Annotated in this window: 22 protein-coding genes; 17 read left to right on the top strand and 5 right to left on the bottom strand. The window is 72.5% G+C overall.

All coding sequences use genetic code 11. The features are described from left to right. Window positions 1-11: 11 nt before the first annotated feature. Together J0911_RS13845 and J0911_RS13850 are read right to left on the bottom strand one after the other, a co-directional pair. On the bottom strand, window positions 12-1,553 hold the full coding sequence (locus J0911_RS13845; RefSeq protein WP_207276053.1) for an ABC transporter substrate-binding protein: 1,542 nt from the start codon (window positions 1,551-1,553) through the stop codon (window positions 12-14). A gap of 96 nt (window positions 1,554-1,649) precedes the next feature. Then, window positions 1,650-2,699: an amidohydrolase family protein gene (locus J0911_RS13850; RefSeq protein WP_207276054.1), complete on the bottom strand. Its 1,050-nt coding sequence runs from the start codon at window positions 2,697-2,699 to the stop codon at window positions 1,650-1,652. Window positions 2,700-2,967: 268 nt separating this feature from the next. On the opposite strand from J0911_RS13850, the gene J0911_RS13855 reads away from it, so the two are divergent. The 6 genes from J0911_RS13855 to J0911_RS13880 all read left to right on the top strand — a co-directional run bounded on the left by J0911_RS13855 (window position 2,968) and on the right by J0911_RS13880 (window position 8,381). Next, the gene (locus tag J0911_RS13855; RefSeq protein ID WP_207276055.1) at window positions 2,968-3,729 is read left to right on the top strand and encodes a dienelactone hydrolase family protein; all 762 of its coding nucleotides are present in this window, start codon (window positions 2,968-2,970) and stop codon (window positions 3,727-3,729) included. Window positions 3,730-3,778: 49 nt separating this feature from the next. Then, window positions 3,779-5,056 (top strand): FAD-dependent monooxygenase, encoded by a 1,278-nt coding sequence (locus tag J0911_RS13860; RefSeq protein ID WP_207276056.1) that lies wholly within the window; start codon window positions 3,779-3,781, stop codon window positions 5,054-5,056. A 73-nt stretch (window positions 5,057-5,129) separates the two neighbouring features. Continuing rightward, window positions 5,130-5,594 carry a nuclear transport factor 2 family protein gene (locus J0911_RS13865; protein WP_207276057.1) on the top strand — a complete coding sequence of 155 codons (465 nt, stop codon included), beginning with the start codon at window positions 5,130-5,132 and terminating at the stop codon, window positions 5,592-5,594. Then, window positions 5,591-6,445, top strand: a complete 855-nt coding sequence (locus J0911_RS13870; protein WP_207276058.1) for a fumarylacetoacetate hydrolase family protein — start codon at window positions 5,591-5,593, stop codon at window positions 6,443-6,445. The genes J0911_RS13865 and J0911_RS13870 overlap by 4 nt, the downstream gene beginning before the upstream one ends. Then, window positions 6,442-6,912, top strand: coding sequence for a RidA family protein (locus J0911_RS13875; protein ID WP_307865088.1), 471 nt, complete (start codon window positions 6,442-6,444; stop codon window positions 6,910-6,912). The genes J0911_RS13870 and J0911_RS13875 overlap by 4 nt, the downstream gene beginning before the upstream one ends. Further along, entirely contained in the window at window positions 6,909-8,381 is a 1,473-nt protein-coding gene (locus J0911_RS13880) for an NAD-dependent succinate-semialdehyde dehydrogenase (protein ID WP_207276059.1), read from the top strand. The genes J0911_RS13875 and J0911_RS13880 overlap by 4 nt, the downstream gene beginning before the upstream one ends. 121 nt (window positions 8,382-8,502) lie before the next feature. Here the strand turns inward: J0911_RS13880 and J0911_RS13885 are convergent, their stop codons facing one another. Next, window positions 8,503-9,441, bottom strand: coding sequence for an oxidoreductase (locus J0911_RS13885; protein WP_207276060.1), 939 nt, complete (start codon window positions 9,439-9,441; stop codon window positions 8,503-8,505). Window positions 9,442-9,537: 96 nt separating this feature from the next. Here J0911_RS13885 and J0911_RS13890 point away from each other — a divergent pair, with 96 nt between their 5' ends. Next, a complete protein-coding gene (locus J0911_RS13890) occupies window positions 9,538-10,227 on the top strand; it encodes a helix-turn-helix transcriptional regulator (protein WP_207276061.1) in 690 nt (229 codons plus the stop codon). A gap of 7 nt (window positions 10,228-10,234) precedes the next feature. On the opposite strand, the gene pdxR is transcribed toward J0911_RS13890, so the two are convergent. After that, window positions 10,235-11,668 carry a MocR-like pyridoxine biosynthesis transcription factor PdxR gene (gene pdxR / locus J0911_RS13895; protein WP_207276062.1) on the bottom strand — a complete coding sequence of 478 codons (1,434 nt, stop codon included), beginning with the start codon at window positions 11,666-11,668 and terminating at the stop codon, window positions 10,235-10,237. 67 nt (window positions 11,669-11,735) lie between these two features. On the opposite strand from pdxR, the gene J0911_RS13900 reads away from it, so the two are divergent. Beyond that, window positions 11,736-12,713 (top strand): DMT family transporter, encoded by a 978-nt coding sequence (locus tag J0911_RS13900; RefSeq protein WP_207276063.1) that lies wholly within the window; start codon window positions 11,736-11,738, stop codon window positions 12,711-12,713. A gap of 93 nt (window positions 12,714-12,806) precedes the next feature. On the opposite strand, the gene J0911_RS13905 is transcribed toward J0911_RS13900, so the two are convergent. Beyond that, the gene (locus J0911_RS13905; protein ID WP_207276064.1) at window positions 12,807-14,264 is read right to left on the bottom strand and encodes a replication-associated recombination protein A; all 1,458 of its coding nucleotides are present in this window, start codon (window positions 14,262-14,264) and stop codon (window positions 12,807-12,809) included. A gap of 311 nt (window positions 14,265-14,575) precedes the next feature. On the opposite strand from J0911_RS13905, the gene rpsD reads away from it, so the two are divergent. The 9 genes from rpsD (at window position 14,576) to J0911_RS13950 (ending at window position 23,955) form a co-directional block, all read left to right on the top strand. Further along, entirely contained in the window at window positions 14,576-15,202 is a 627-nt protein-coding gene (gene rpsD / locus J0911_RS13910; RefSeq protein ID WP_192861575.1) for a 30S ribosomal protein S4, read from the top strand. A 78-nt stretch (window positions 15,203-15,280) separates the two neighbouring features. After that, window positions 15,281-15,715, top strand: coding sequence for a DUF948 domain-containing protein (locus tag J0911_RS13915; RefSeq protein WP_207276065.1), 435 nt, complete (start codon window positions 15,281-15,283; stop codon window positions 15,713-15,715). Next, window positions 15,712-16,011, top strand: coding sequence for a hypothetical protein (locus J0911_RS13920; RefSeq protein ID WP_207276066.1), 300 nt, complete (start codon window positions 15,712-15,714; stop codon window positions 16,009-16,011). The genes J0911_RS13915 and J0911_RS13920 overlap by 4 nt, the downstream gene beginning before the upstream one ends. Window positions 16,012-16,261: 250 nt before the next feature. Then, window positions 16,262-18,958, top strand: a complete 2,697-nt coding sequence (alaS, locus tag J0911_RS13925; protein WP_207276067.1) for an alanine--tRNA ligase — start codon at window positions 16,262-16,264, stop codon at window positions 18,956-18,958. Beyond that, window positions 18,955-19,473 carry a Holliday junction resolvase RuvX gene (gene ruvX, locus J0911_RS13930; protein WP_207276068.1) on the top strand — a complete coding sequence of 173 codons (519 nt, stop codon included), beginning with the start codon at window positions 18,955-18,957 and terminating at the stop codon, window positions 19,471-19,473. The genes alaS and ruvX overlap by 4 nt, the downstream gene beginning before the upstream one ends. A 59-nt stretch (window positions 19,474-19,532) precedes the next feature. Next, complete coding sequence (gene mltG, locus J0911_RS13935) at window positions 19,533-20,687, top strand: endolytic transglycosylase MltG (RefSeq protein ID WP_207276069.1); 1,155 nt, start codon at window positions 19,533-19,535, stop codon at window positions 20,685-20,687. 106 nt (window positions 20,688-20,793) lie between these two features. Further along, a complete protein-coding gene (gene mltG / locus J0911_RS13940; RefSeq protein WP_207276070.1) occupies window positions 20,794-21,972 on the top strand; it encodes an endolytic transglycosylase MltG in 1,179 nt (392 codons plus the stop codon). Window positions 21,973-22,045: 73 nt separating this feature from the next. Continuing rightward, window positions 22,046-22,876 carry a phosphoribosylaminoimidazolesuccinocarboxamide synthase gene (locus J0911_RS13945; protein WP_207276071.1) on the top strand — a complete coding sequence of 277 codons (831 nt, stop codon included), beginning with the start codon at window positions 22,046-22,048 and terminating at the stop codon, window positions 22,874-22,876. Further along, window positions 22,867-23,955, top strand: a complete 1,089-nt coding sequence (locus J0911_RS13950; protein WP_207276072.1) for a shikimate dehydrogenase — start codon at window positions 22,867-22,869, stop codon at window positions 23,953-23,955. Before J0911_RS13945 ends, J0911_RS13950 begins: the two co-directional genes overlap by 10 nt. Window positions 23,956-23,960: the final 5 nt, after the last annotated feature.

Consider the following 23,960-nt stretch of genomic DNA (forward strand, 5'->3'; position numbering starts at 1 on the left):
GTGGCCTCTCGTCAGCTCGCGGGACGCAGCGCGCGGTAGTCGACCGACGTCGTCTCCCACGGCTCGACGGGCGGGGCCACGCCGGTCACGGTGTCGGTGTTCCAGGCGATCAGCTCTTCACCGGCCACGTGCGCGCAGGTGAGGGCCTCCTCGGAGATGATCCGCGTGACCTCGGCCCACAAGCCGTCGGCCTCGGGAGACGTGCCCGCGGCGATCGCGGCGTCGGCGGCCGCGGCGAGCTCCTCGCTCTCCACGCCGGAAGGGTTCCCCGGCGCGTCCGCGGCGAACCACGCCTGGTACCAGTCGTACGGGGTCAGCTCGTCGTTGCCGCCCAGCCCGATCGGGTACCGGCCGCTCGCCCACTCGGAGAAGAACTGCGGCGGCGGCGCCGTCTGCACGGTGATGTTCATGCCGATCTCGCCCACCTGCTCGGCGTACACCTGCATCTGCCGCTCGTTGAAGAACGTCGCGAGCATCTCCACGTCGACCGCCGGGTTCCCGGCCTCGTCGTACAGCCGCTGCGCCTCGGCCAGGTCGTGCGGGTACCCGGTGATGTCCGGGTTGTAGCCCTGCTCGCCCTCGGCGAAGTGCTGCGTGCGCACCTCCCAGTCCGTCTCCACGGACGCGAGGGTCTCGGTGTCGATCGCCAGGCAGGCCGCCCGGCGCACGTCGACGTCCTCGAACACTCCGCCCGGGCCCCGGTCGAAGAAGATCGGGTTGTTGCGGATCGCCGGGTACGACAGGTGGTCGGTGTTGCCGGCCGACTCCAGCGTCGTGAACTCCGTGGACTCGGTGTCGGTGAGGTCGATCTCCCCGCTCACCAGCGCGGCGGTCGCGGCGGTGTCCTCCTCGATGGCCACGATCTGGATGCTCTCGAAGCCCGGCGCCTCACCCCAGTAGTCCGTGTTCGGTCCGAACACCATGCGCGTGCCGGTGACCGAGGCCTCCTCGTCGTAGGCCCAGGGGCCGGTGCCGACCGGCGCGGAGGTCACCGTTCCCGCCGCGATCGCGGCGGGGCTGGCCATCGGGGCGGCCCGGGTGGACAGCGTGGTCAGCAGCGACGGCGTCGGCTCGGACAGATTGAAGGTCACCGTGTGCTCGTCCGTCACGTCGATCGAGTCGATCACCTGGAACGGTCCGGCGTACGGACCGGGCGTGTCCTTGACCGTCTCGATGTTCGTCCTGACGGCCTCGGCGTCGAACGGCGTGCCGTCATGGAAGGTGACGCCCTCGCGCAGGGTCAGGGTCAGGGCCTCGTCGGTGAGCTCCCAGTCGGTGGCGAGCACCGGCTGGATCTCGCCGTCGACGAGCGCCACCAGGTTCTCGTAGGGAACCCGCATGCTGCCGGCCTCCATGTCGGCGCCCGGGGCCCAGCTCTCCGGGAAGCCGCCCCAGTTGACCCGCAGAACGGAGCCGGGCACGGTGCCCGAGCCGGTGTCACCCGTGGCGGCGGTGCCGCCTCCGTCGTCGGTGCTGTCGGCCGAGCAGGCGCTCAGGGCGAGGGCCAGGGTCGCCGCGACGGCGAGTGGCGTGAGAGGTGTTGTCTTCGTCATGGGATCAGCGCCTCCTTGCGCTGGGTGTCCTTCGTGGACGGGGTCGCGGGTGGCCGCCCGGTCGGGGGACGGTCGGCCACCGGTTCGTGGGGAGCCTCAGACGGGGAGGTTGAACAGGCGCTTGGCGTTGCCCGACAGCACCGCCGCGCGGTCCGCGTCGCTGATCTCCAGGTCGTTCGTCACGAAGTCGACGCCCTGGCTCATCCAGCCGCGGAAGACGGGGAACGAGGAGCCGAACAGGTAGTGGTCGGCGCCGCTGATCTTCAGGGCGGCCTCGACCTGGTGCTTGCCCCAGGAGTGCGGGTGGGTGAGGTCGAAGAAGATGTTGTTCTCGAGGTAGCCGCGGATCTTGTCGCCGCCGGTGGCGTCAAGACGGTTCAGCGACTCCTTCCTGGTCGACGCGTGCGGGGTCAGCAGGTCGGCGTTGGCGAACCAGTTCCCGCCGAGCATCGTGTGGATGAAGCGCAGGTCCGCGAACTCGTCGAACATGCCGCTGAACAGCTCGCGGCCCACCGCCGTGGCCTGGTCGACGATGCGGCCGAACTCGCGGCGCAGGTTGGTGTAGTCGATGATCGAGCGCCACTCCACGGGCAGCGGGGTGTGGTGCACGATGACGGGTAGGCCCTTGTCGTTGAGCACCTTGAGGTACGGCTTGAAGACGTCGTCGTCGAGGTAGAGCTGGCCGTAGTGGCACGCGAGCTGCACGCCGACGACGCCGAGCTCGTCGATGCAGCGCTCGAGCTCGTAGATGTTCTCCTTGCCGCCCCACGGCGGCACGCACGCGGTCGAGAAGAGCCTTCCACCGGACTTCTTCACGATCTCGGCGGCGTTGTCGTTCACGGCCCTGCAGGTCTCCAGGTCCAGCCACTCCTGCCAGACGGGTACGCGCATGATGCCGTAGTCGACGCCGGCGTCGTCCATCGCGGCGAGCTTGGCCTCGCACGAGTAGTCGCCGTCGACGTAGTTGAGGTTCTGGTAGCCCTTCGGCTTCTCGAGGATGAGCTGCGGCTTGCCGTCGTCGGCCGTGCCGACCGAGGCGATCTCGCCGAAGCCGCGCGGAGCGCTGTTCAGGAAGCCGTTCAGGATCTTCTCGTTCGAGAACAGGTCCTCGGGCAGGTGATGGATGTTGATGTCGACGACGGTCATGGTCGCGTCTTGCTCCCTTGCACCTCGGTGTGCTGTCCGGCGGGCGACGCCGGATCGTGTCGGAAATCATATGCAGATCGCCGCGCGGCTCGCAACTATCCAGACAGGATCCTCGGTGAAGTCAGGCGAGCTCTCCGAGGAAATACGGCGTGAAATAGCCGTTTGTGACGGGTCGAACGGGCTGTGGCCCTCGGTTCACACTTGAAATCGTGTAGAAAATGCTTCTACGATGCCGCCACGACATCGGCGTCGGACGGAAGGTTCACCGATGAACAAGCTGCTCACCTCCGCGGAGCACGACGTGCGAGTGCGCGACGTCGAGTACACGCACGACGGCACACGCATGCGGGGTGCTGTCGTCGCGGCTCCCGGTACCCGGGGCGCGCCGGGCGTCCTCCTGGTGCACGACGCGTTCGGTCCGGGCGAGGACATGCTGGCGATCGCGCGCAGGCTCGCGGCGCTCGGACGGCCCGTGTTCTGCGCCGACATCTGGGGCGCGCGCACCCGGCCGCGAACCATGGCCGAGATCGGGCCTCTGATCGGTGGCATGGTCGCGGACCGTGCCCGCTGGATCGCCCGCGTGTCGGCCGCCCACGAGGCCGCCGGCGCGCAGCCGGAGCTCGACGGCGGGTGCCTCGTCGCGCTCGGCTACTGCTTCGGCGGTTCCTCGGCGCTGGAGTACCTGCGTGGCGGAGGCCGGCTGGCCGGCGTCGTCGGCGTCCACGCCGGGCTGGACCTGCTGGACCCCGGCGCGGACTGGAGTGCCGCTCACCCCGGCGCGAGCGTGCTGCTGTGCACGGGCGCGGACGACCCCATGGCCACCGCCGCCCAGCGCGACGCGCTGCAGAACGCGCTGACGGGCGCCGGCATCGACTGGGAGACCGACGTCTACGGCGGCACGGTGCACGCCTTCACGAGCCCCCGGGCGCGGAACTCGCCGGATCCCCGCGTGATCGCCCACCACCCGCGCAGCGCCGCACGTGCGTGGGACGCCACGACCCGGTTCCTGCGCGAGACGCTGCCCGCCTGACCGGCCGGCGACGGCCCGCCCGACCCCCACGAGAAGGACGAGGAAGACCATGCTCGACATCGCCATCGCCGGAGCAGGCCCCGGAGGCCTGCTCACCGCTCTCCGCCTGCATCAGGCGGGCTTCCGGCCGACGATCTACGAGACCGTCGCCGAGCTGAGACCGCTCGGCGTCGGCGTGGACATCAAGACCGTCGGAACCGCCGAGCTCGACGAGCTCGGTCTCCTGGAGCAGTTCCGGGAGATCTCCGTGGAGGCCGAGGACTCCGTCTTCTACAACCATCACGGCCAGGAGATCTACGCGGAGAAGTGCGGTGTCCACATGGGCTACCTGCACGAACAGCGGTTCGTGCACCGGGGCGTCCTGCAGATGATGCTGTACCGCACCGTCCTGGACCGGCTGGGGTCCGGCGCGGTGCGGCTGGGCGTCCGGGTCACCGGTTACGCCCAGGACGCGGACCACGTCACGCTCGACCTGGAGCACACGGACGGTCGCACCGAGCAGGTGCGGCACGAGGCCCTGATCGCGGCCGACGGCATCAAGTCGGCCGTGCGGCGGCAGATGCACCCCGCGCTGACCGAGCCCGAGTTCTCCGGGATCACCATGTGGCGCGGGACCACGCTGCGCGAGCCGTTCCGCGGCGGGCACACGATCCTGCACCTCGGCAACCCGCACGTCGCCTCGATGATCGTGTACCCCATCGCGGAGAACTTCGAGAACAGCGGGCTCGACCTCATCAACTGGGTCGTCGAGACCAACGGCGAGGAGACGATCGAGGACTGGAACCAGGTCGCCGACCCGGAGGACGTCGTCGGCCTCTTCGACACGCTCAAACTGCCGTTCCTCGACGTGCAGGAGCTGATCCGGGACGCCCGGGAGGTGTACCTCTTCCCGCTGGTCCGGCACTTCCCCCTGGACACCTGGGTGGACGGGCGTGTCGCCCTGCTCGGTGACGCGGCCCACGCCATGTACCCGCGTGGCGGCAACGGCATCACGCAGGCGATGCTCGACGCGCGCGCGATCACGGCGCGGCTGGCCGAGCACGGCTCCGACGCGGCGGCAGCCCTCGCCGCCTACGACAAGGACCGCCGCGAGATCGTCAACCGCATCGTGGACAGCATGCGCGGCGAAGGGTACGAGGTGATCCGCCGGATGGTCGCCGACCGCACGGGCGGGGAACCGTTCGACGACATCGAGAAGGTTCTGCCGCTGGCCGAGGCCGACGAGATCTTCAGCGGCTACCACGCGCTGGTCGGCGCTCCGCGCCCCGGTCACGCCGCCGGTGACGCGACCGGCTTCCGCACGTGGGAGCAGGAGGCGGGCGCATGAGCACGACGAGCGCCGTCCGGCGCGCACGTGGCACCCGCGCGCCCGTCCGGGACCAGGCACGGGGAGACCTCGCATGAGCGCGGTCGCCGGTGCGGACGAGACCGTCCGTGCAGAGATCCTCGCGGTCGAGGCCGAGCGTCACCGCGCCCTGGTCGACGTCGACGTCGCCGCGCTCGACGCGATCCTCGACGACTCGCTCGTGCACGTGCACGCCCCCGGCCTGGTGCACACCAAGGCGCAGTTCCTGGAGCACGTCGAGACCCGTCGCGCGTTCCTGCGGATCGAGCGCGGCGAGCTGAACATCCGCGTGGTGGACGACGTCGCCGTCGTGGTCGGGCCGATCACGAACCACATGCGCACGCCGGACGGCGGGGAGCGCACCCAGGAGGGCGTCGTCACGCAGGTCCTCGTCCGGTCCGGCAGGTCCGGCGACGTCCCCGGCTGGCGGTTCATCAGCTTCCAGCTGACCCCGTACGGCGAACAGATCTGGGGGAAGCTGCCCTCCGAACAGCCCGAGGAGAAGGAACAGGCACGATGAAGATCGCACGATTCCGCGTGGGCGACGGGCCGGTACGGCTCGGCAGGGTCGACGGCGAGACCGTCACCGACATCAGTGAGGCGGCCGGGACGACGTCGGCCCGCGTGCTGCTGCCGCGCCTCGGCGAGCTGAACGTCGCACTGGCCGCCGCCACGGGCCCCGGCCACCCGCTGAGCGACGTGACGCTCCTGGCACCGGTCGACTACCCGCAGAAGTATCTCGGCATCGGGATGAACTACGCCGCACACGCCGAGGAGGCCCGCAGAGCCGGCATCCCGATCCCGGACAACCAGATGTGGTTCAACAAGCAGACGTCCTGCATCGTCGGCCCCTACGACGACGTCGTGAAGCCGGCGATCTCGGACGAGCTGGACTACGAGATCGAGCTCGCCGTCGTCATCGGGACCGAGTGCAAGCACGTGTCCCGCGCGGACGCACGGTCCGTCATCGCCGGTTACATGGTGGCCGACGACGTGTCGGTACGGGACTGGCTCGCCAAGCGTTCGCCCACGTTCACGCTCGGCAAGTCGTTCGACACGCACGGGCCGCTCGGTCCCTGGCTCACGACCGACGACGAGATCGAGGACCCGCACGACCTGCGCATGACCCTCACCGTGAACGGCGAGGTGCGCCAGGACTGGCGCACCGACGACATGATCCACGACATCTACGACCAGATCGCGTACCTCACCCAGGTCATGACCCTCGTCCCGGGAGACATCCTCGCCACCGGCACGCCGTCGGGCATCGGGGCGCCGACCGGGAACTTCCTGAAGGCGGGCGACGTGGTGCGCGCGCAGATCGGACCGCTCGGCGCGATCGAGAACCGGATCGTCGAGGAGCGCCGGTGAGCGGCGACCGACAAGATCGGCGGACCTCCGTCGAGATCCGCGGGTTCGCGCACCGGAACCCCGTGCCGGCAGGCAGCCGCATCGGCCCTTTTCTCGCCTCGGGAACGCTGACCGGGCGAGACCCGGCCACCGGTGAGATCCCCGAGACCCTCGACGAGCAGGCCGCCAACATGTTCGGCCACGTCCGCGAACTGCTCTTGGCCGCGGGAGGCGGTACCGACGATATCCTGACCATGACGGTCCGCCTTGCCGGATACCGTGACCGCGCCGCCCTCAACGCGCAGTGGGAGAAGATGTTCCCCGACCCGCGGACCCGCCCCGCGCGCCACGTCGTGACCGCCTCCCTCGACCGCGGTCAGCTGATCCAGTGCGACCTCCTGGCCGTGCTGCCTCCCGACGACGCCACGCCCGTGGACGGCGGGCCCGGTCCGCACACCCGCGAGACGAAGGAGTCCGAGCAACCATGACCGACCCCCGCGAGACCCAGCTCCTGGCCGCCGTCCCCGACGGTCTCTTCATCGGCGGCGCCTGGCGCCCGGCCCGTGACGGCGCCACCTTCGCCGTCCACGACCCCGCCACCGGCGACGTGATCAAGGAGATCGCCTCCGCCGGCGTCGACGACGGCGCCGCCGCGATCGACGCCGCGGTCGCCGCCGCCGACGACTGGGCCGCCACCCCCGCGCGCGCCCGCGGCGAGATCCTGCGCCGCGCGTTCGACCTGCTCATGGAACGCAAGGAGGACGTCGCGCTCCTCATGACCCTCGAGATGGGCAAGCCGCTGGCCGAGTCCCGCGGCGAGGTCGCCTACGGCGGCGAGTTCCTCCGCTGGTTCTCCGAGGAGGCACCGCGCATCGCCGGCCGCTACGGCGCCAACCCCGAGGGCACCGGGCGCATGATCGTGACCCAGCACCCCGTGGGGCCGTGCTTCCTCATCACCCCGTGGAACTTCCCGCTGGCCATGGCCACCCGCAAGATCGCGCCGGCGCTCGCGGCCGGCTGCACCGTGGTGATCAAGCCGGCCGCACTCACCCCGCTGACCACGGTGTTCTTCGCGAAGATCCTGGAGGACGCGGGTCTGCCCGCGGGCGTCGTGAACGTGGTGACCACGACCAACACCGGCCCGGTCTCCGAGCGGATCATCCGCGACCCGCGCCTGCGGAAGCTGTCGTTCACCGGCTCCACCCCGGTCGGGCGGAAACTGCTGGAGCAGGCCGCCGGGGGAGTGCTGCGCACCTCGATGGAACTGGGCGGCAACGCACCGTTCGTCGTGTTCGACGACGCCGACCTGGACAAGGCGGTCGAGGGCGCGCTCGCGGCGAAGTTCCGCAACATCGGCCAGGCGTGCACGGCGGCCAACCGGTTCCTCGTGCACCGGTCGGTCGCGGACGAGTTCGCCGAGCGGGTGACCGAGCGGGTCGCGGAGTTCCGGATGGGGCGCGGCACCGAGGACGGCGTGACCATCGGGCCGCTCATCGACGACGACGCGGTCGCGAAGTCGTCGTCCCTGGTGCGGGACGCGGTGGACCGGGGTGCGACACTGCGGCTGGGCGGTTCGCCCGCGGAGGGCACGGGGTCGTTCTTCCCCGCGACGGTGGTGACCGACGTGCGGCCCGGCAGCGAGATCCTGCGTGAGGAGATCTTCGGCCCGGTGCTCGCCGTCGTCCCGTTCGACACCGAGGACGACGCCGTGCGCCTGGCCAACGACACGGAGTACGGGCTGGTCTCCTACGTGTACACGCGGGACCTGGCACGCGGCCAGCGCATGATCGAGCGGCTGGCCACGGGGATGATGGGGCTGAACATGGGCGTCATCTCCAACGCGGCGGCACCGTTCGGCGGCTGGAAGGCGAGCGGGCTGGGCCGCGAGGGCGGTGCGGAGGGGATCCACGAGTACCTCCAGACGAAGTACACGCTGACGCCGGACCCGTTCGCCTGAGGCGGCCACGGCCGCCGCTCGCGGCCGGGGACCCGGACCGGTGTCCGGGCCCCCGGCCGCGAGCGGCGGGCACGCCGAACGCCTGACGCCGCGGCTGAACGCTCGACGCCGGGCGGGGGCGTCAGGCAGCGGTGGCGACCGCGTCGAGCCGGGCGAGGTCGTCGCCGGTGAGCCGCAGCGACCCGGCCGCGATGTTCTCCTCCAGATGGGCGCGGTCCCCGGTGCCGGGGATGGCCAGGACGTGCTCGCCGCGGTGCAGGGTCCAGGCGAGCCGGACCTGCGCCGGGGTGACCTCGTGGGCCGCGGCGACGGCGGCGACCGCCGACTCGTCGCTCGCGACGGTGCCGCCCGGCACCGCACCGGGCACACCGGCGCCCACAGAGAAGAAGGGCACGAACGCGATGCCGTGCTCGCCGGTCAGCGCGACCAGGTCGTCGTCGCCGCGCTCGGTGAGTCCGTACCGGTTCTGCACCTCGGCGACGGGGGTGATCGCCATCGCCTCGGTGAGCTGCGCCGCGTCGACGTTGGAGACCCCGATGTGGGCCAGGAGCCCCGCGTCGCGCAGTTCGGTGAGCGCGCCGACGTGCTCGGCCACGGAGCCGGACTCCTTGCCCATGCCGGAGCCCCAGCGCAGGTTGACGACGTCGAGGTGGTCGACGCCGAGCTGACGGACGTTCTCCTCCACCTGGGCGCGCAGCTCCTCGGGCCGCGCATACGGAGCGAAGGCGAGCCCCTCCCCCTTCCCCCGGACGGGGCCGACCTTGGTGGCGATCACCAGGTCGTCCCGGTAGGGGTGAAGGGCGGTGCTGATGAGCTCGTTGGCGGAGCGGGTCGGCAGGAAGTAGAACGCGGCCGTGTCGATGTGGTTCACGCCGAGCTCGACCGCACGGCGCAGGACGGCGATCGCCGTGTCCCGGTCACGGGGCTTCTCGTCCCAGGGCATGCCGGTCAGGCGCATCGCGCCGAAGCCGATGCGGTTGACCTCGCGGTCCCCGAGGCGCCAGGTGCCGGCGGAGGCGGCGGGAGAGGGTGCGGTGGTCGTGATGCTGTCACTCGTCATGCCGACCAGCGTGCGGCGCCGCCCGGCGGAATCGCCGACCGTGGCAGGTTGTTGCCACGGCTGGACGTGCGTACGGGCGCGCGGGAGGGTGAAGACATGTCGAGCACAGCCAGGACCAGCGACGGCGGCGTCACCGTCGTGCGCGGCGAGGAGGAGGTGTTCCGGCGCACGGCACACCTGTTCGCGAACGCGACCACCATCACCTGCGCCGCGAACACGCTCGCGTCGTGGGGCTGGACCCATGGGCCCCAGGGGGTCGCGACCGGCTCACCGGGCCGCCCTGCCGTCCGTCCCGGGCGCCGCGACGCCCGCGTCCGCAAGGTCTACCGCTCGGGCATGCTCCTCGACCCGGCCTGGCCGCACCGGATGGCGACCGTGCTCGAGCATCCGGGTGTCGAGGTCCGGGTCGCGACCGAGGAGGTCAACGAGACGATCCTGCTCGACGAGCGCATCGCGATCCTCGCCGGCGACATGCGCACCGGTGAGCGGACGTACAGCCTCATCACGCAGCCGGAGACGGTCCGAGGGGTCAGCTCACTGTTCGAGGCGGCGTGGCGGTCGGCCACGGACCTGGACGTGTACGACACCGGAGCCGCGGAGATCCGTCTGCTCGCGCCCCAGGTGCTCGACCTGCTCGGCCGAGGGGTCAAGGACGAGACCGCCGCCCGTGAGCTCGGCCTGAGCGTGCGCACGTACCGGCGCCGGGTCGCGGAGCTCATGGCGGCGCTCGGCGCGGACTCGCGGTTCCAGGCGGGCGTGCGGGCACGCGAGCTCGGCCTGGTCTAGGGATCCGTCAGGCCGGCCGCCACACCGCGGCCAGGCGGCCCACCGCCTCCCGGAGCCGGTCCGGGCCCGCGGCCGCGTACCCGATGACGAGCCCGGGCGGTCCGGTGCCCCGGCGGTGGGACGACAAGGGATGCACCGTGACACCGGACCGTTCCGCGCGGGCGGCGAGCGCGGCGTCGTCCACGCCGCCGGGCAGCGTGACCAGCAGGTGCAGCCCCGCGGCGACGCCGTGCACGGCCGCCTCCGGCAGCTGCGCGGCCAGCGCCGCCAGCAGTGCGTCGCGGCGGGCGCGGTGCCGCCGCCGCACCTGCCGCAGGTGCCTCTCGAACGCGCCCGACGTGATGAAGTGCGCCAGCGCGAGCTGCGGCAGGGCGGGGCTCGCCAGATCGGTCCAGTAGCGCGCCTCGACGAGTTCCTGGTGCATCGGGGCGGGTGCGAGCATCCATCCCAGCCGGATCCCGGGCGCCAGCGACTTGGACACGCTACCCAGATGCACCACGTGCTCCGGTGCGAGGGAGCGCAGGGCGGCGACCGGTGGCCGGTCGTAGCGGTGCTCGGCGTCGTAGTCGTCCTCGACCACCAGGCGCCGGGGCGACCGGCCGGGCGCGCGGTGCGCCGTGTCCGCACGGGCCCACGCGACCAGCGCGCGGCGCCGCTCGGGTGCGAGTGCCACCCCGGTGGGGAACTGGTGCGCGGGTGTGACCAGCACGGTGTCGAGGCCGGACCTCTCGAGCGCGCCGACGTCGAGGCCGCCGTCGTCCACCGGGAGCGGGACCGGCTCCAGGCCCCACCTGCTCAGGTGCTCCCGCGCCCCGCGCGAGCCCGGGTCCTCGAACCCGATCCGGGTGGTCCCGTGCCCGCCGAGCACCGTCGCGAGCAGGACGAGCCCCTGCGACACGCCGTTCACGACGAGGATCTCGTCCGGGTGGGCGCGCAGCCCGCGGGTGCGCGAGAGCCACCCGGCGAGAGCCTCCCGGAGAGCGGGCAGCCCGCGCGGATCGCCGTAGCCGAGGTCCCGGGACGCGAGGCCGGTGATCGCCGCGCGCTCCGCACGCGCCCAGGCTGCCCGCGGGAACGCGGACAGGTCCGGCAGCCCCGGCGAGAGGTCGATCCGCTGCGGGTGGGGCACCGCCGGTGCCGGCGTGGCCGGGCGCGCCGGAGCGGGGTCCGACGTCGCCCGCAGCAGGTCGGTGCGCACCGTCGTCCCCGCTCCGCGACGGCCGGACAGGAGGCCCTCGTCCGTGAGCCGCCGGTAGGCGTCGACGACGACGCCACGCGAGCAGCCGAGCTGGTCGGCCAGCACCCGGGTGGCGGGCAGGCGGTCACCCGCGGTGAGGCGGCCGTCGCGGACCGCGCCGCGCACCTCGTCGGTGAGCCACACGGTGAGCCCGCCGCCCGGTGCCTGCGCGGGGTCGAGCTGGAGGAAGTCGGATCCAGACATCTTGGTCCTCTCGATCAGGTCTGGATTGGCACTGTTCGCCGGACCAATGGTCGCAGAGGCTGCCCGCATGACAGGAACGAGCGACAGCGGACCGGCGGTGGGCGCCACGCCGTCCGCGGAGGCGGTGGCGGCCGGGACGGCAGCCGGCAGCGGTGCCGTCGAAGGACGAGCAGGCCGCGGTGGCACGCACGGCGGCGGCGCGCTGTACGCCGTGATCGGGATGTCGCTGGTGGGCAGTCTGGTCGCGGTGTCGGGCACGCTCGACGGGGCGCCGCTCCTCGCCGTCCAGGCGCTGCGGTACACGCTGGCCGCCGTGATCCTCGTGCTGGTCCTGCGGACGACGGGCCGTGCCGCCCCACGCCCGCGCGGTCGCGAGTGGGCGTGGCTCGCGGGCGTCGCGCTGAGCGGCCTGGTGCTGTTCAACGTCGCCGTCGTGCGGGGCGTCGAACACGCCGAGCCGGCGGTGATCGGCGTGGCCGTGGCCGCCGTGCCGATCCTCCTCGCGCTCGTCGGCCCCCTGGCGGCCCGCTCGCGGCCCGCGCCCGCCGTCGTGGCCGGGGCGGTGGTCGTCACCGCCGGCGCCGTCCTGGTGACCGGGGGCGGGCGCACCGACGCGGCGGGAGTGGGATACGCCCTGCTGACCCTCGGGTGCGAGGCCGGGTTCACCCTGCTGGCCGTGCCCGTGCTACGCCGCCTCGGGCCCGACGGCGTCACCCTGCACGCCACGTGGATCGCGGCCGCCGGGTTCGTCGTGCTGAGCCTGGCGACCGAGGGGCCGGCGGCCGTCCTGACCCTGGGGCCGGGCCATCTGCTGGCGACGCTGCATCTGGCGGTGTTCGTCACCGTCGTGGCGTTCCTTCTCTGGTACACGGCCGTGGGACGCCTGGGACCGGGCCGCGCCGGGCTGTTCACCGGCGTCGTGCCGGTCACCTCCGCCGTGGGCGGCGTGCTCCTCGGCGAGCCGGTCCCCGGCCCGGTGGTGTGGTGCGGGGTCGCGGTCGTGGCGGCCGGCGTGGGGCTCGGGATGCGGGCGGGCCGCTCGTGACCGGTGGGCCGGCTCGTGACCGGTGGGCCTGCTCCGGGTCGGCGGGCGCTGCGTGACCGGCGCGCGGTGTGCGACCGGCGGACCGGCGGCCGTCTACTCGTCGGACCGCAGGATGCCCCGCACGCGCGCGAGCCTCTCGGAGACCTGGCGCTCGAACCCCCGGTCGCTGGGGGAGTAGTACTCCGTTCCCGCGAGCGAGTCGGGCAGGTACTGCTGCGGCGCCACCGCGTGCGGCCAGTCGTGGGCGTACCGGTAGTCCTTGCCGTGCCCGACGCCCTCGGCCCCGGCGTAGTGCGCGTCGCGCAGGTGCATCGGGACGGTGCCGGCCCGGCCGGCCCGCACGTCGGCCAGCGCCGCGTCACCCGCCAGGTACGCCGCGTTGGACTTTGGCGCGGTCGCCAGGTGGACCACCGCCTCCGCCAGCACGATGCGCCCCTCCGGCATGCCGATCATCTGCACGGCCTGCGCGGCCGCGACCGCCGTCTGGAGGGCGGACGGGTCGGCGACGCCGACGTCCTCCGCCGCGGAGATGATGAGCCGCCGCGCGATGAACCGCGGGTCCTCCCCGGCCGCGACCATGCGCGCGAGGTAGTGCAGAGCGGCGTCGACGTCGGATCCGCGGATCGACTTGATGAAAGCGCTGATCACGTCGTAGTGCTGATCCCCGGCGCGGTCGTAGCGCACGGCGGCGACGTCGACGGCGCGCTCGACGTCGGCCAGGGTGACGCGGGGCGGGTCGGCCTGCGGGGAGGCGCTCGCGGCGGGCTCGGGGCCGGGCTCGTCGTCGGGCTCGCGGCCGGGCTCGTCGTCGGGCTCGGGGTCGTCGCCCCGGCCGCCGTCGGACAGCACGGCCCCCGCTGCGGCCTCGAGGATGGTGAGCGCCTTGCGGGCGTCACCACCGGCGAGACGCACGAGGTGCTCGGCGGCGTCGTCGGCGAGCATGACGGAGCCGGCGAGTCCGCGCGGATCGGCGACGGCGCGCTCGACCAGATCGCGGACGTGCGCCGAGCTGAGCGGCCTGAGAGTGAGCAGCAGCGAGCGGGACAGCAGCGGCGAGTTCACCGAGAAGGACGGGTTCTCGGTGGTCGCGGCCACGAGCGTGACCCAGCGGTTCTCGACGGACGGCAGCAGCGCGTCCTGCTGGGTCTTGGAGAAGCGGTGCACCTCGTCGACGAACAGCACGGTCTCCGAGCCGCCCGTGGCCAGGCGGCGGCGCGCGTCCTCGACGACCTGGCGCACGTCCTTGACCCCGGCCGTGACCGCCGACAGTTCCACGAAGCGGCGGCCGGACACCGTGGCGACCAGGTAGGCGAGCGTCGTCTTTCCCGTGCCGGGCGGCCCCCACAGGATGACCGACGACGGCGCGGAACGGGAGCTCGCCGTGTCCGCGGGCTCGATGAGCCTCCGCAGCGGGGACCCTGGCTCGAGCAGGTGGTCCTGCCCGGCGATCTCCGCGACGGACGCCGGACGCATCCGCACGGCGAGCGGGGCGGCGTCGCCCACCTCGGGCGTGCCGCGCTCGGTGGTGGTCACCGCGGAGAACAGGTCCATGCGGCAACCCTATGCGGGGAGTCCGACACGAAGGGGCCCGGACAGCACCCCGAGGACGGGTGGCCGCACCACTGCGGCCGCCGCGGTCGGCCACCTCGCTCGCACCACCGGAACGTGCGTGGGATAAGATGTTGCGGTTGCCTGACGGGCCCTGGTCCGGACGGTGACTCCCTGGGACCTCGGCCCCGTGACGTGCGTGCGGTTCGCCCGTGCGCCGCGTCCGTCGGCTGGTCCCGCACCCGGCCGGCACCGTCGTGGACGGCGTCGGCTCGCGGGTGTGACCTATCAACCACGAAGGACAGGAACATCACGTGACCTCTGTCACCCGTTCGCGGCGTCAGGTTCGCCTGAGCCGCAAGCTCGGTCTTCCGCTCACGCCGAAGGCCGTCAAGCACTTCGAGAAGCGCCCGTACCCGCCCGGTGAGCACGGCCGCGCCCGTCGCCGCACCGAGTCGGACTACGCGGTGCGTCTGCGCGAGAAGCAGCGCCTGCGGGCGCAGTACGCCCTGCGGGAGAAGCAGCTCCTCAAGGTGTACGAGAACTCCCGCAAGCAGCCCGGCCTGACCGGTGAGGTCATGGTCGAGGACCTCGAGACCCGTCTCGACTCCCTCGTGCTGCGCGCCGGCTTCGGCCGCACCATCCTGCAGGCCCGCCAGATCGTGACCCACCGTCACATCCTGGTGGACGGCAAGATCGTGGACCGTCCTTCCTTCCGCGTGAAGGAGGGCCAGACCATCCAGGTGAAGCCGAAGAGCCAGGCCACCACGCCGTTCCAGGTCGCCGCCGCCGGCGCGCACCGTGACGTGCTGCCGGCCGTGCCCGGTTACCTCGACGTGCAGCTGGAGAAGCTGTCCGCGACGCTGACCCGTCGTCCGAAGCGTGCCGAGGTCCCCGTGACCTGCGACGTGCAGATGGTCGTCGAGTACTACGCCCGCTGACATCCGTTCAGCCCGACACGCCCCGTCCGAGCCTCGTGCCCGGGCGGGGCGTCGTCGTCCCGCGTTAGGGTTGCGGCCATGACTTTCTCCCTCGGTGACGTGGCGGGACTGCTCGCGGCGATCGCGTTCCTGCTGCTCGTGGGTTTCCTTGCCTATCCGCTGATCAAGCTCGGCCGGGTGCTGGAGGAGGCGCGGGCCGGTCTGCGTGAGGTGACCGAGCACTCCGTGCCCATCCTGGACGAGACCGCGACGGCTGTGGCCAGCGCCAACACGCAGCTGGAGAAGGTGGACGTCGTCACGACGAGCGCGGCGTCCGTCAGCGAGAACGTGAGCGCCCTGACCGGTCTGTACGCCGCCACCCTCGGCGGCCCGCTGGTGAAGGTGGCCGCGTTCTCCTACGGCGTGCGCCGGGCGTTCGCCAGGGCCACCGGCCGGGAGGACGCCGGCACCGCCGGTCAGGGCGCCTCCGGCGCCGGCCGCCACGCCGCCGCGCCCGAGGGCGGCGCGCGGTGAGGGCCCGGCTGTTCTGGATCGGTGTCGGCGTCGTGGTGACCGTGGTGGTGGTCCGGCGCGGGCAGCGGCTCGCGGCGCGGTACACGCCGGCGAACATGGCGGCGGCGGCCGGCGCGCGGGCGGTCGACGCGGCCGACGCGGGCGCCGTGCGGCTGATCCAGGGTGCGAGAGGATTCGCCGGCGATTTCCGCGCGGCCCGCGCCGAGCGGGAGGCCGAGCTGATGGCCTCCCTCCTCGCGGACGGCGCGGGTGGCACGCACGACCTGGACGAGCTGCGCCGTCGCACCGGCCGCTGAGCGTTCCCACCGGCCTGCCGCCGCGGTGGCCGCCCGGCCGGTGGACAGGGCTACGGCCGGGCGGTCCGCCGACCACCGCGCACCCTGCGGACGGCACGGAACCCGGGATTCCTGCGCGACGCCGCGGCGTTGTCCACAGCGCACCACATTCAGTTTCGTCTTTCGCCTCCTGGCGCGGGAGACTAGGACCACACGAACCGACTCCCGGCGTGCGAGCGCGCGCCGGCTCACGAGACAAGGACCGCAATAGATGCGCACCGCCGAGATCCGCAAGCGTTGGCTCGACTTCTTCGAGGCAAGGGCTCACGCGGTGGTGCCGTCTGCGTCGCTGATCAGCCCGGACCCGTCCACGCTGTTCACGATCGCGGGCATGGTGCCGTTCATCCCGTACATGACGGGCCAGCAGACCCCGCCGTGGAAGCGGGCCACGAGCGTGCAGAAGTGCGTGCGCACCCTCGATATCGACGAGGTCGGCAAGACCACCCGGCACGGCACGTTCTTCCAGATGAACGGCAACTTCTCCTTCGGGGACTACTTCAAGGAGGACGCGATCCGGTACGCGTGGGAGTTCCTCACGGGCTCCCGCGAGGACGGCAACCTCGGCATCGACCCGGACCGCCTGTGGGCCACGGTGTACGAGGAGGACGACGAGGCGCGCGAACTCTGGAAGAAGGTCACCGACCTGCCGGAGAGCCGGATCCAGACCCGGGGCAAGAAGGACAACTACTGGCACACGGGCCAGCCCGGCCCGGGCGGCCCCTGCTCCGAGATCTTCTACGACCGCGGCCCGCAGTACGGTGCCGAGGGCGGTCCGGAGGCCGACGAGGACCGCTACATCGAGATCTGGAACCTCGTGTTCATGCAGTACGCCCTGGACGACGTGAAGGCCAAGGACGACTTCAAGGTCGTGGGCGACCTCACGGCGAAGAACATCGACACCGGCATGGGCCTCGAGCGCGTCGCGTTCCTGCTCCAGGGCGTGGACAACATGTACGAGATCGACGAGGTGCGCCCCGTCATCGACGCCGCCGAGAAGCTGTCGGGCAAGAGGTACGGCGCCGACCACGACGACGACGTCCGGATGCGTGTCGTGGCCGACCACGTCCGCAGCGCCCTGATGATCATCGGCGACGGCGTGCGCCCCTCCAACGAGGGCCGCGGCTACGTGCTGCGCCGCCTGCTGCGCCGCTCCGTGCGCGCGATGCGCCTGCTCGGCGTGGAGGACGTCGCCCTGCCGTCGCTGCTGCCCGTCTCCAAGGACGCGATGAAGGCCTCCTACCCCGAGCTGGAGACGAACTTCGAGGAGATCTCCCGGGTGGCCTACGCCGAGGAGGAGGCCTTCCGCCGTACCCTCGCCGCGGGCACCACGATCCTGGACACCGCCGTGTCGAAGCTGAAGGCCCAGACCCCCGCCGGCACCGGTTCGCTCGTGCTCGGCGGCGACGCCGCGTTCCAGCTGCACGACACGTACGGCTTCCCCATCGACCTCACCCTCGAGATGGCCGCCGAACAGGGCGTCCGCGTCGACGAGCAGGCGTTCCGCACGCTCATGCAGGAGCAGCGCGCCCGCGCCCGCGCGGACGCACTGGCCAAGCGGCACGGCAACGTCGACGTCGCCGCCTACGAGTCGATCGCCCAGGAGCTGACCCGGCCGGTCGAGTTCCTCGGCTACACCCAGCACGACGCCACGGTGCGGGTCGTCGGCCTCCTGTCCGACGGCGTGCCCACGCCGGCCGCCACCGCTCCGGCCGACGTGGAGGTGGTTTTGGACCGCACCCCGTTCTACGCGGAGGCCGGGGGACAGCTCGCCGACCAGGGCACGATCGTGCTCGACGGCGGCGCCACCATCGAGGTCGACGACGTGCAGCGGCCGGTCAAGGGTCTGAACGTGCACCGCGGTCGCCTCACCGAGGGCACGGTGGCGCTCGGCGACCCCGGAACGGCCACGATCGACCGGGCGCGCCGTACCGCGATCAGCAAGGCCCACTCGGCCACCCACATGATCCACAAGGCCCTGCACGAACTGGTCGGGCCCGACCGCACGCAGGCAGGCTCGGAGAACGCGCCGAGCCGGATCCGGTTCGACTTCCGCTCACCGCAGGCCGTGCCCGCCACCGCGCTCGGCGAGATCGAGGAGCGCGTCAACACGCTGCTCACCGAGAACCTCGAGGTCACCGACCAGCAGATGCCGCTGACGGAGGCCAGGGAACTGGGCGCCATGGCGCTGTTCGGCGAGAAGTACGGCGACGTGGTGCGCGTCGTGTCCATCGGTGGCGACTGGTCCCGTGAGCTGTGCGGCGGCACGCACGTGAAGCTGACCGGCGAGCTCGGCCGTGTGACGCTGCTGGGCGAGTCGTCCATCGGCTCGGGCGTGCGCCGCGTCGATGCCCTCGTCGGCGAGGGCGCCTACGGCTTCCAGGCCACCGAGCACGCCCTGGTGGGCCAGCTCACCGGAATGCTGAACGTGCGCCACGACCAGCTCGCGGACCGTGTCGGCTCGCTCCTGACCCGGTTGAAGGACGCCGAGAAGGAACTCGCCACGGTGCGTCAGGCGCGGCTGCTGGAGGCAGCCGGGAAGCTGGCCGCCGAGGCGCCGCGGGTGGGCGACGTCCGCGTCGTGACGCACGACGCCGGTGAGGCCGGTGCCGACGGGCTGCGCGCCCTCGTACTGGACGTGCGTGCTCGCCTCGGTGAGGCCGAGCCCGTCGTCGTCGCCGCGGGCGGCACCTCCGAAGGACGTCCCGTCGTGGTGGTCGCGACGAACGAGGCCGCCCGCGCGGCGGGCCACAGGGCGGGCGACCTGGTGCGCGCCGCGGCCAGGACGCTCGGCGGCGGAGGCGGCGGCAAGCCGGATCTCGCCCAGGGCGGAGGCCAGGACGCGGCACGGCTCGGCGAGGCGCTCGCCGGTGTCGCCGAGAACGTGCGGCTCGCCGCGGTCGGCGCGTGAGCACGTCGCAGCAGCCCGCGGACTCCCTCGGACGGGCGCCCCTACCCCGGGGCGCCCGCCTCGCGATCGACGTGGGCAAGGCGCGCGTCGGTCTCGCGGCGAGCGACCCGGACGGGCTCGTGGCCACACCCGTGGAGACCGTGCCGCGCACCCCTGAGCCGGCCGCGCTGCGGCGCATCGCGCAGGAGGCCGCCGAGCGGTCCGCGGCCGTCGTCTACGTCGGCCTGCCGAGACATCTCAACGGGCGGGAGGGCGCCTCCAGCGCGGATGCCCGGCGCTTCGCCGACGGGCTCGCGCGCGCCCTGGCCGACGTCGGGCAGAGCGGGACGGAGCTGCGGTTCGTCGACGAGCGGATGACCACGGTCACCGCCACGCAGGCCCTCCACGCCGCGGGACGAAACACCAGGAAGCACCGGTCTGTGATCGATCAGGCCGCTGCCGTTATCATTCTGCAATCCGCACTCGACGCCGAGCGGGCGACAGGGGCTCGTGCCGGCAGCGGCGTCGAGGTGTAGACCGTGCACGACACGCACGCCTCCCCAGCACGTTTTCCCGGAAGTGAAGGATCGACGAGGTGACGGACCTGTTCACGGCGCCCCCTGACGCTCACGAGGGCGCGCCCGCCAACACCGTGCATCCGGGGAGCCGGACCCCGCGCGACCACCGTTCTCGACGCCTGCGTCGCCGTCGCCGTCGTGGACGGTCGATCGTCGTCCTGCTCGTGACCTTCGGTCTCGTGGCCGGGGCCGGCTATCTGGTGTGGGAGCAGAAGGACATGCTGCTGTCCTTCGAGAACCCGATCGAGGCGAAGGACTACCCGGGTCCGGGCAACGAGGACGTGACCGTCGAGATCCCCGAGGGCGCCACCGGGTTCGACATGGCCGAGCTGCTGTACGACGCCGGCGTGGTGGCGAGCAAGGACGCCTTCGTCAAGGCGTTCGGCGAGAACCCGGACGCCGGCGGGATCCGGCCCGGCACGCGGGACATGCTCACGGAGATGAAGGCCTCGGACGCCGTCGCGTTGCTGGCCAAGAACGAGATGGCGCATCTCGCGGTGACGATCCCGGAGGGTTTCACCGTCGCGCAGACCGTCGAACGGTTCGCGTCCGTGACCGGGATCCCGGCAGCGGACTTCACCAAGGCGCTCGACCGGCCCCGTTCGTTCGGGCTGCCCAAGCAGGCGGGCGGCAACGCCGAGGGCTGGCTGTACCCGCAGACCTACCCGGTGAACCCGGAGGAGGAGACGGCGGCGGACGTGCTGGCACGCATGGTGCGCAACACGGTCGAGCAGCTCGACGACCGGGGCATCCCGCCGAGGGATCGCCAGGACGTGCTCATCAAGGCGTCCCTGGTGGAGCGTGAGGGAATGATCGCGGAGGACCGGCCGAAGATCGCTCGCGCGATCGAGAACCGGCTCGAGGACGACATGAAGCTCCAGATCGACGCGTCGCTCGCGTACGGGCTGGACAAGCCCGGCATCGAGCTGACGACCGCGGACAAGGCTGCGGACACGCCGTTCAACCTGGAACGACACGTGGGCCTGCCACCCACCCCGATCGCGAACCCGAGCGCCGAGTCGATCGACGCGGTGCTGTCCCCGGCCGAGGGGGCGTGGAAGTTCTGGGTCACGGTGAACCTGGACACGGGCGAGACCAAGTTCTCCGAGACCTACGCGGAGCATCAGCGGTACGTGGCCGAACTGCGCGAGTGGCAGGCGCGACAGGGCTGATGCGCACGGTGGGCCGCCCGTCGTGACCGGGTACGCCGACCTGATATAACCGTCTCGCCGTGGCACGGACCCGTGTCGCGGCGAGGCAGACGAGCACGAGAGACGGGTGAACCGCGCGCCGATGGCCGACGTGTCGAACCAAGGACCGCCACGCCACTGGGCAGGGAAGGGCAACCGCCACCGGGGTACCCGGGGCACGGGCCGCGCGAGCCGGGGGGACCGCCGCCGTTCCCGCGGTGGCCGGCGCGTGCTGGGCGTCGTCGTCGTGGCGGTCCTGGTCCTCGTCGCCGGGCTGGGCGCGTGGACGTGGCGGAACGACGGTTACCTCTTCGGCATCGAGACGCCTCTCGCCGCCGAGGACTACGACGGCCCGGGTGGCGAGGAGATCCAGGTCGACATCCCGGAGGGTGCCAACGGCGCGGTCATCGGCGAGGTGCTCGTGCAGCACGACGTCGTCGCCTCCTACGGCGCCTTCAAGCGGGCGTTCGACCAGAACCCCGCCGCACCCGGCATCCAGCCCGGCACCCACACCGTCCTGACGCGCATGCCGGCTGCCGACGCGGTCGCCATGCTCGCGGAGAACGACGTCGACCGGGGCGGGCTGACCGTGCCCGAAGGCCTCACGGTGGCGCAGATCCGCGAGCGGATGATCGCGACGGGCTGGCCGGAGAAGAAGACGAACCAGGCGTTCGAGAACATCGGGCAGCACCTGCCGCAGCAGGCGGGCGGCAATCCGGAGGGCTGGCTGTTCCCGCAGACGTACGACGTCGACCCGGAGCGCACCCCGCCGGCCGACGTCGTGCGGATGATGGTGGAGATGACGGTCTCCCAGCTCGAGGACGCGGGCGCGCCGCAGGAACGCTGGGAGGACGTCCTCATCCGCGCGTCGCTCATCGAGCGCGAGGCGGCACGTCCCGAGGACCGGCCCCGGATGTCGGGGGTCATCCAGCGCCGCCTCGACCAGGACTGGACACTGGGCATCGACGCCGCCGTCCTGTACGGAACGGGACGCACCAGCGGCGCCCTGACGCGGGCGGAGCTCGACGACGCGTCCAACGAGTACAACCTGCGCATCCACAAGGGCCTGCCGCCCACCCCGATCTCCAACCCGGGCAGGGCGTCCATCGACGCCGCGCTGAACCCTGCCGACGGCACGGAGATGTACTGGGTGACGGTGAACCACGAGACCGGCGAGACGAAGTTCGCCACCAGCAACGAGGAGTTCGAGGCCCTGGTCGCCGAGCTGCGGCAGTGGGAGGCCGACAACCCGGACTGGCACGAGTGACGGCCGGCCGGCGGGTGGTCCGCCAGCCGGTTCGGAGCGGAGCGGCGAGCCCGCGTGACGTAGCCTTTCCGCCGTGGAACTGATTCGCCAGGGCAAGGTACGTGAGGTGTACGCGGACGGACAGGACGTGATCCTGGTCGCCTCCGACCGGGTGTCGGTGTACGACGTCGTGCTGCCGACACCGGTCCCGGACAAGGGCGCGATCCTCACCCAGCTGTCCCTGTGGTGGTTCCGGCAGTTCGCCGACCTCGTGCCCAACCACGTCCTCAGCGAGGACGTGCCCGGCGAGTGGAAGGGGCGGGCCATCCGCTGCCGCAGGCTCGACATCCTGCCGGTCGAGTGCATCGCGCGCGGATACCTGGCCGGCCTCGGTCTGCGCTCCTACCAGGAGTCGGGCTCCGTCTCGGGTGTCGCGCTCCCGCCCGGGCTCGTCGAGGCCGACCGGCTGCCCCGGCCCGTGTTCACGCCGTCGACCAAGGCGGACGAGGGACACGACGAGTACATCCCCTTCGAGACGGTCGCCGACCAGGTCGGCACGGCCACGGCCGAGCGGCTGCGCGACCTGACCCTGGACATCTACGCCCGCGGCGCCGAGATCGCCCGGGAGCGCGGCGTCCTCATCGCCGACACCAAGCTCGAGTTCGGGCTGGACGCGGACGGCGTCCTCACCCTGGCCGACGAGGTGCTCACGCCGGACTCCTCGCGCTTCTGGAAAGCGTCCGAGTACGAGCCCGGCCGTCCCCAGTGGTCCTACGACAAGCAGTACGTGCGCGACTGGTCCGCCACGCTCACCGACTGGGACCGCACCGACCCGGGCCCCGAGATCCCCGCCGACGTCGTGGCCGAGACCCGCGCCCGCTACGTGGAGATCTACGAGACCCTTACCGGCGAGGCGTGGACGTGAGGGCTGCCGTCCTCGGGCACCCCGTCGCCCACTCGCTGTCCCCGGCCCTGCACACCGCCGCCTACCGCGCGCTCGGCCTCGACGACTGGGAGTACGGCCGCCACGACGTGGACGAGCACGAGCTCGAGACGTTCCTGGCCGGTGTCGACCGCGGTTGGGCGGGCCTGTCCCTGACCATGCCGCTCAAGCACCGCGCCCTGGCACTGGTCGACCACGTCGAGCCGCTGGCCGCCGCCGTCGGCGCGGTGAACACCGTCCTCGTCGCGCCCGCCGGCCCGCCGGGTGCCACCTCCGGCGGGGTGACGCTGACCGGCACCAACACCGACGTGTACGGGCTCGTGCAGGCGCTGCGCGAAGGACTACTCGCGTCGCGGCCGGCAACGGGGGCGGGCACCGGCCCGGCGGCTGCCACGACGGCCGGCCCCGACGACGGCACCGGTGTCAGCGCGCCCGCACCCGCCTCCGGGCACTCCGCCGCCACCGGGTCCGAGGTCACGCACGCCCTCGTCCTCGGCGGGGGAGCGACCGCCGCGTCCACGCTCGCCGCCCTGGCCGAGCTGGGCTGCACGTCCGCCCGCGTCCTGGTCCGCTCCCTGGACCGGGCCGGGGAGCTGCGCGCCGCGATCGCCCGCATGGGCGTCACGCCCGAACTCGTCGAGGCGGACCTCACCGGCACCGACGGCCACGTCCTCCGGGAACTGGCCGCGGCCGACGTCGTCGTCTCCACCCTCCCGCCGCGCGCGGCGGACCCGCTGGCCGCCGCCGTCGGCCGACTCACGGGAGACGACGCCCCGTCGCACGACGCCCTTCCCGGTGCCGCTCTCCCCGGTGCCGCCGGAACGCCGGACGACGCACGCCCCGCCCCACCCCGCGGCGTACTGCTCGACGTGGCCTACGATCCCCGCCCCACCGCACTGCACACCGCCTGGGCCGGCGCCGGCGGCGTCGCCGTGAGCGGCGAACGCATGCTGCTGCACCAGGCCGTCGCCCAGGTGCGCCTCATGACCGGCCGCACCGGCCCGGTCGGCGACGTGCTCGCCGCGATGGACGCGGCGCTCGCGGCTGCGCTCGACGTGTAAGGATT

The sequence above is a fragment of the Myceligenerans salitolerans genome (assembly GCF_017349295.1).
In the GTDB taxonomy this organism is placed as follows: Bacteria; Actinomycetota; Actinomycetes; order Actinomycetales; family Cellulomonadaceae; genus Myceligenerans; species Myceligenerans salitolerans.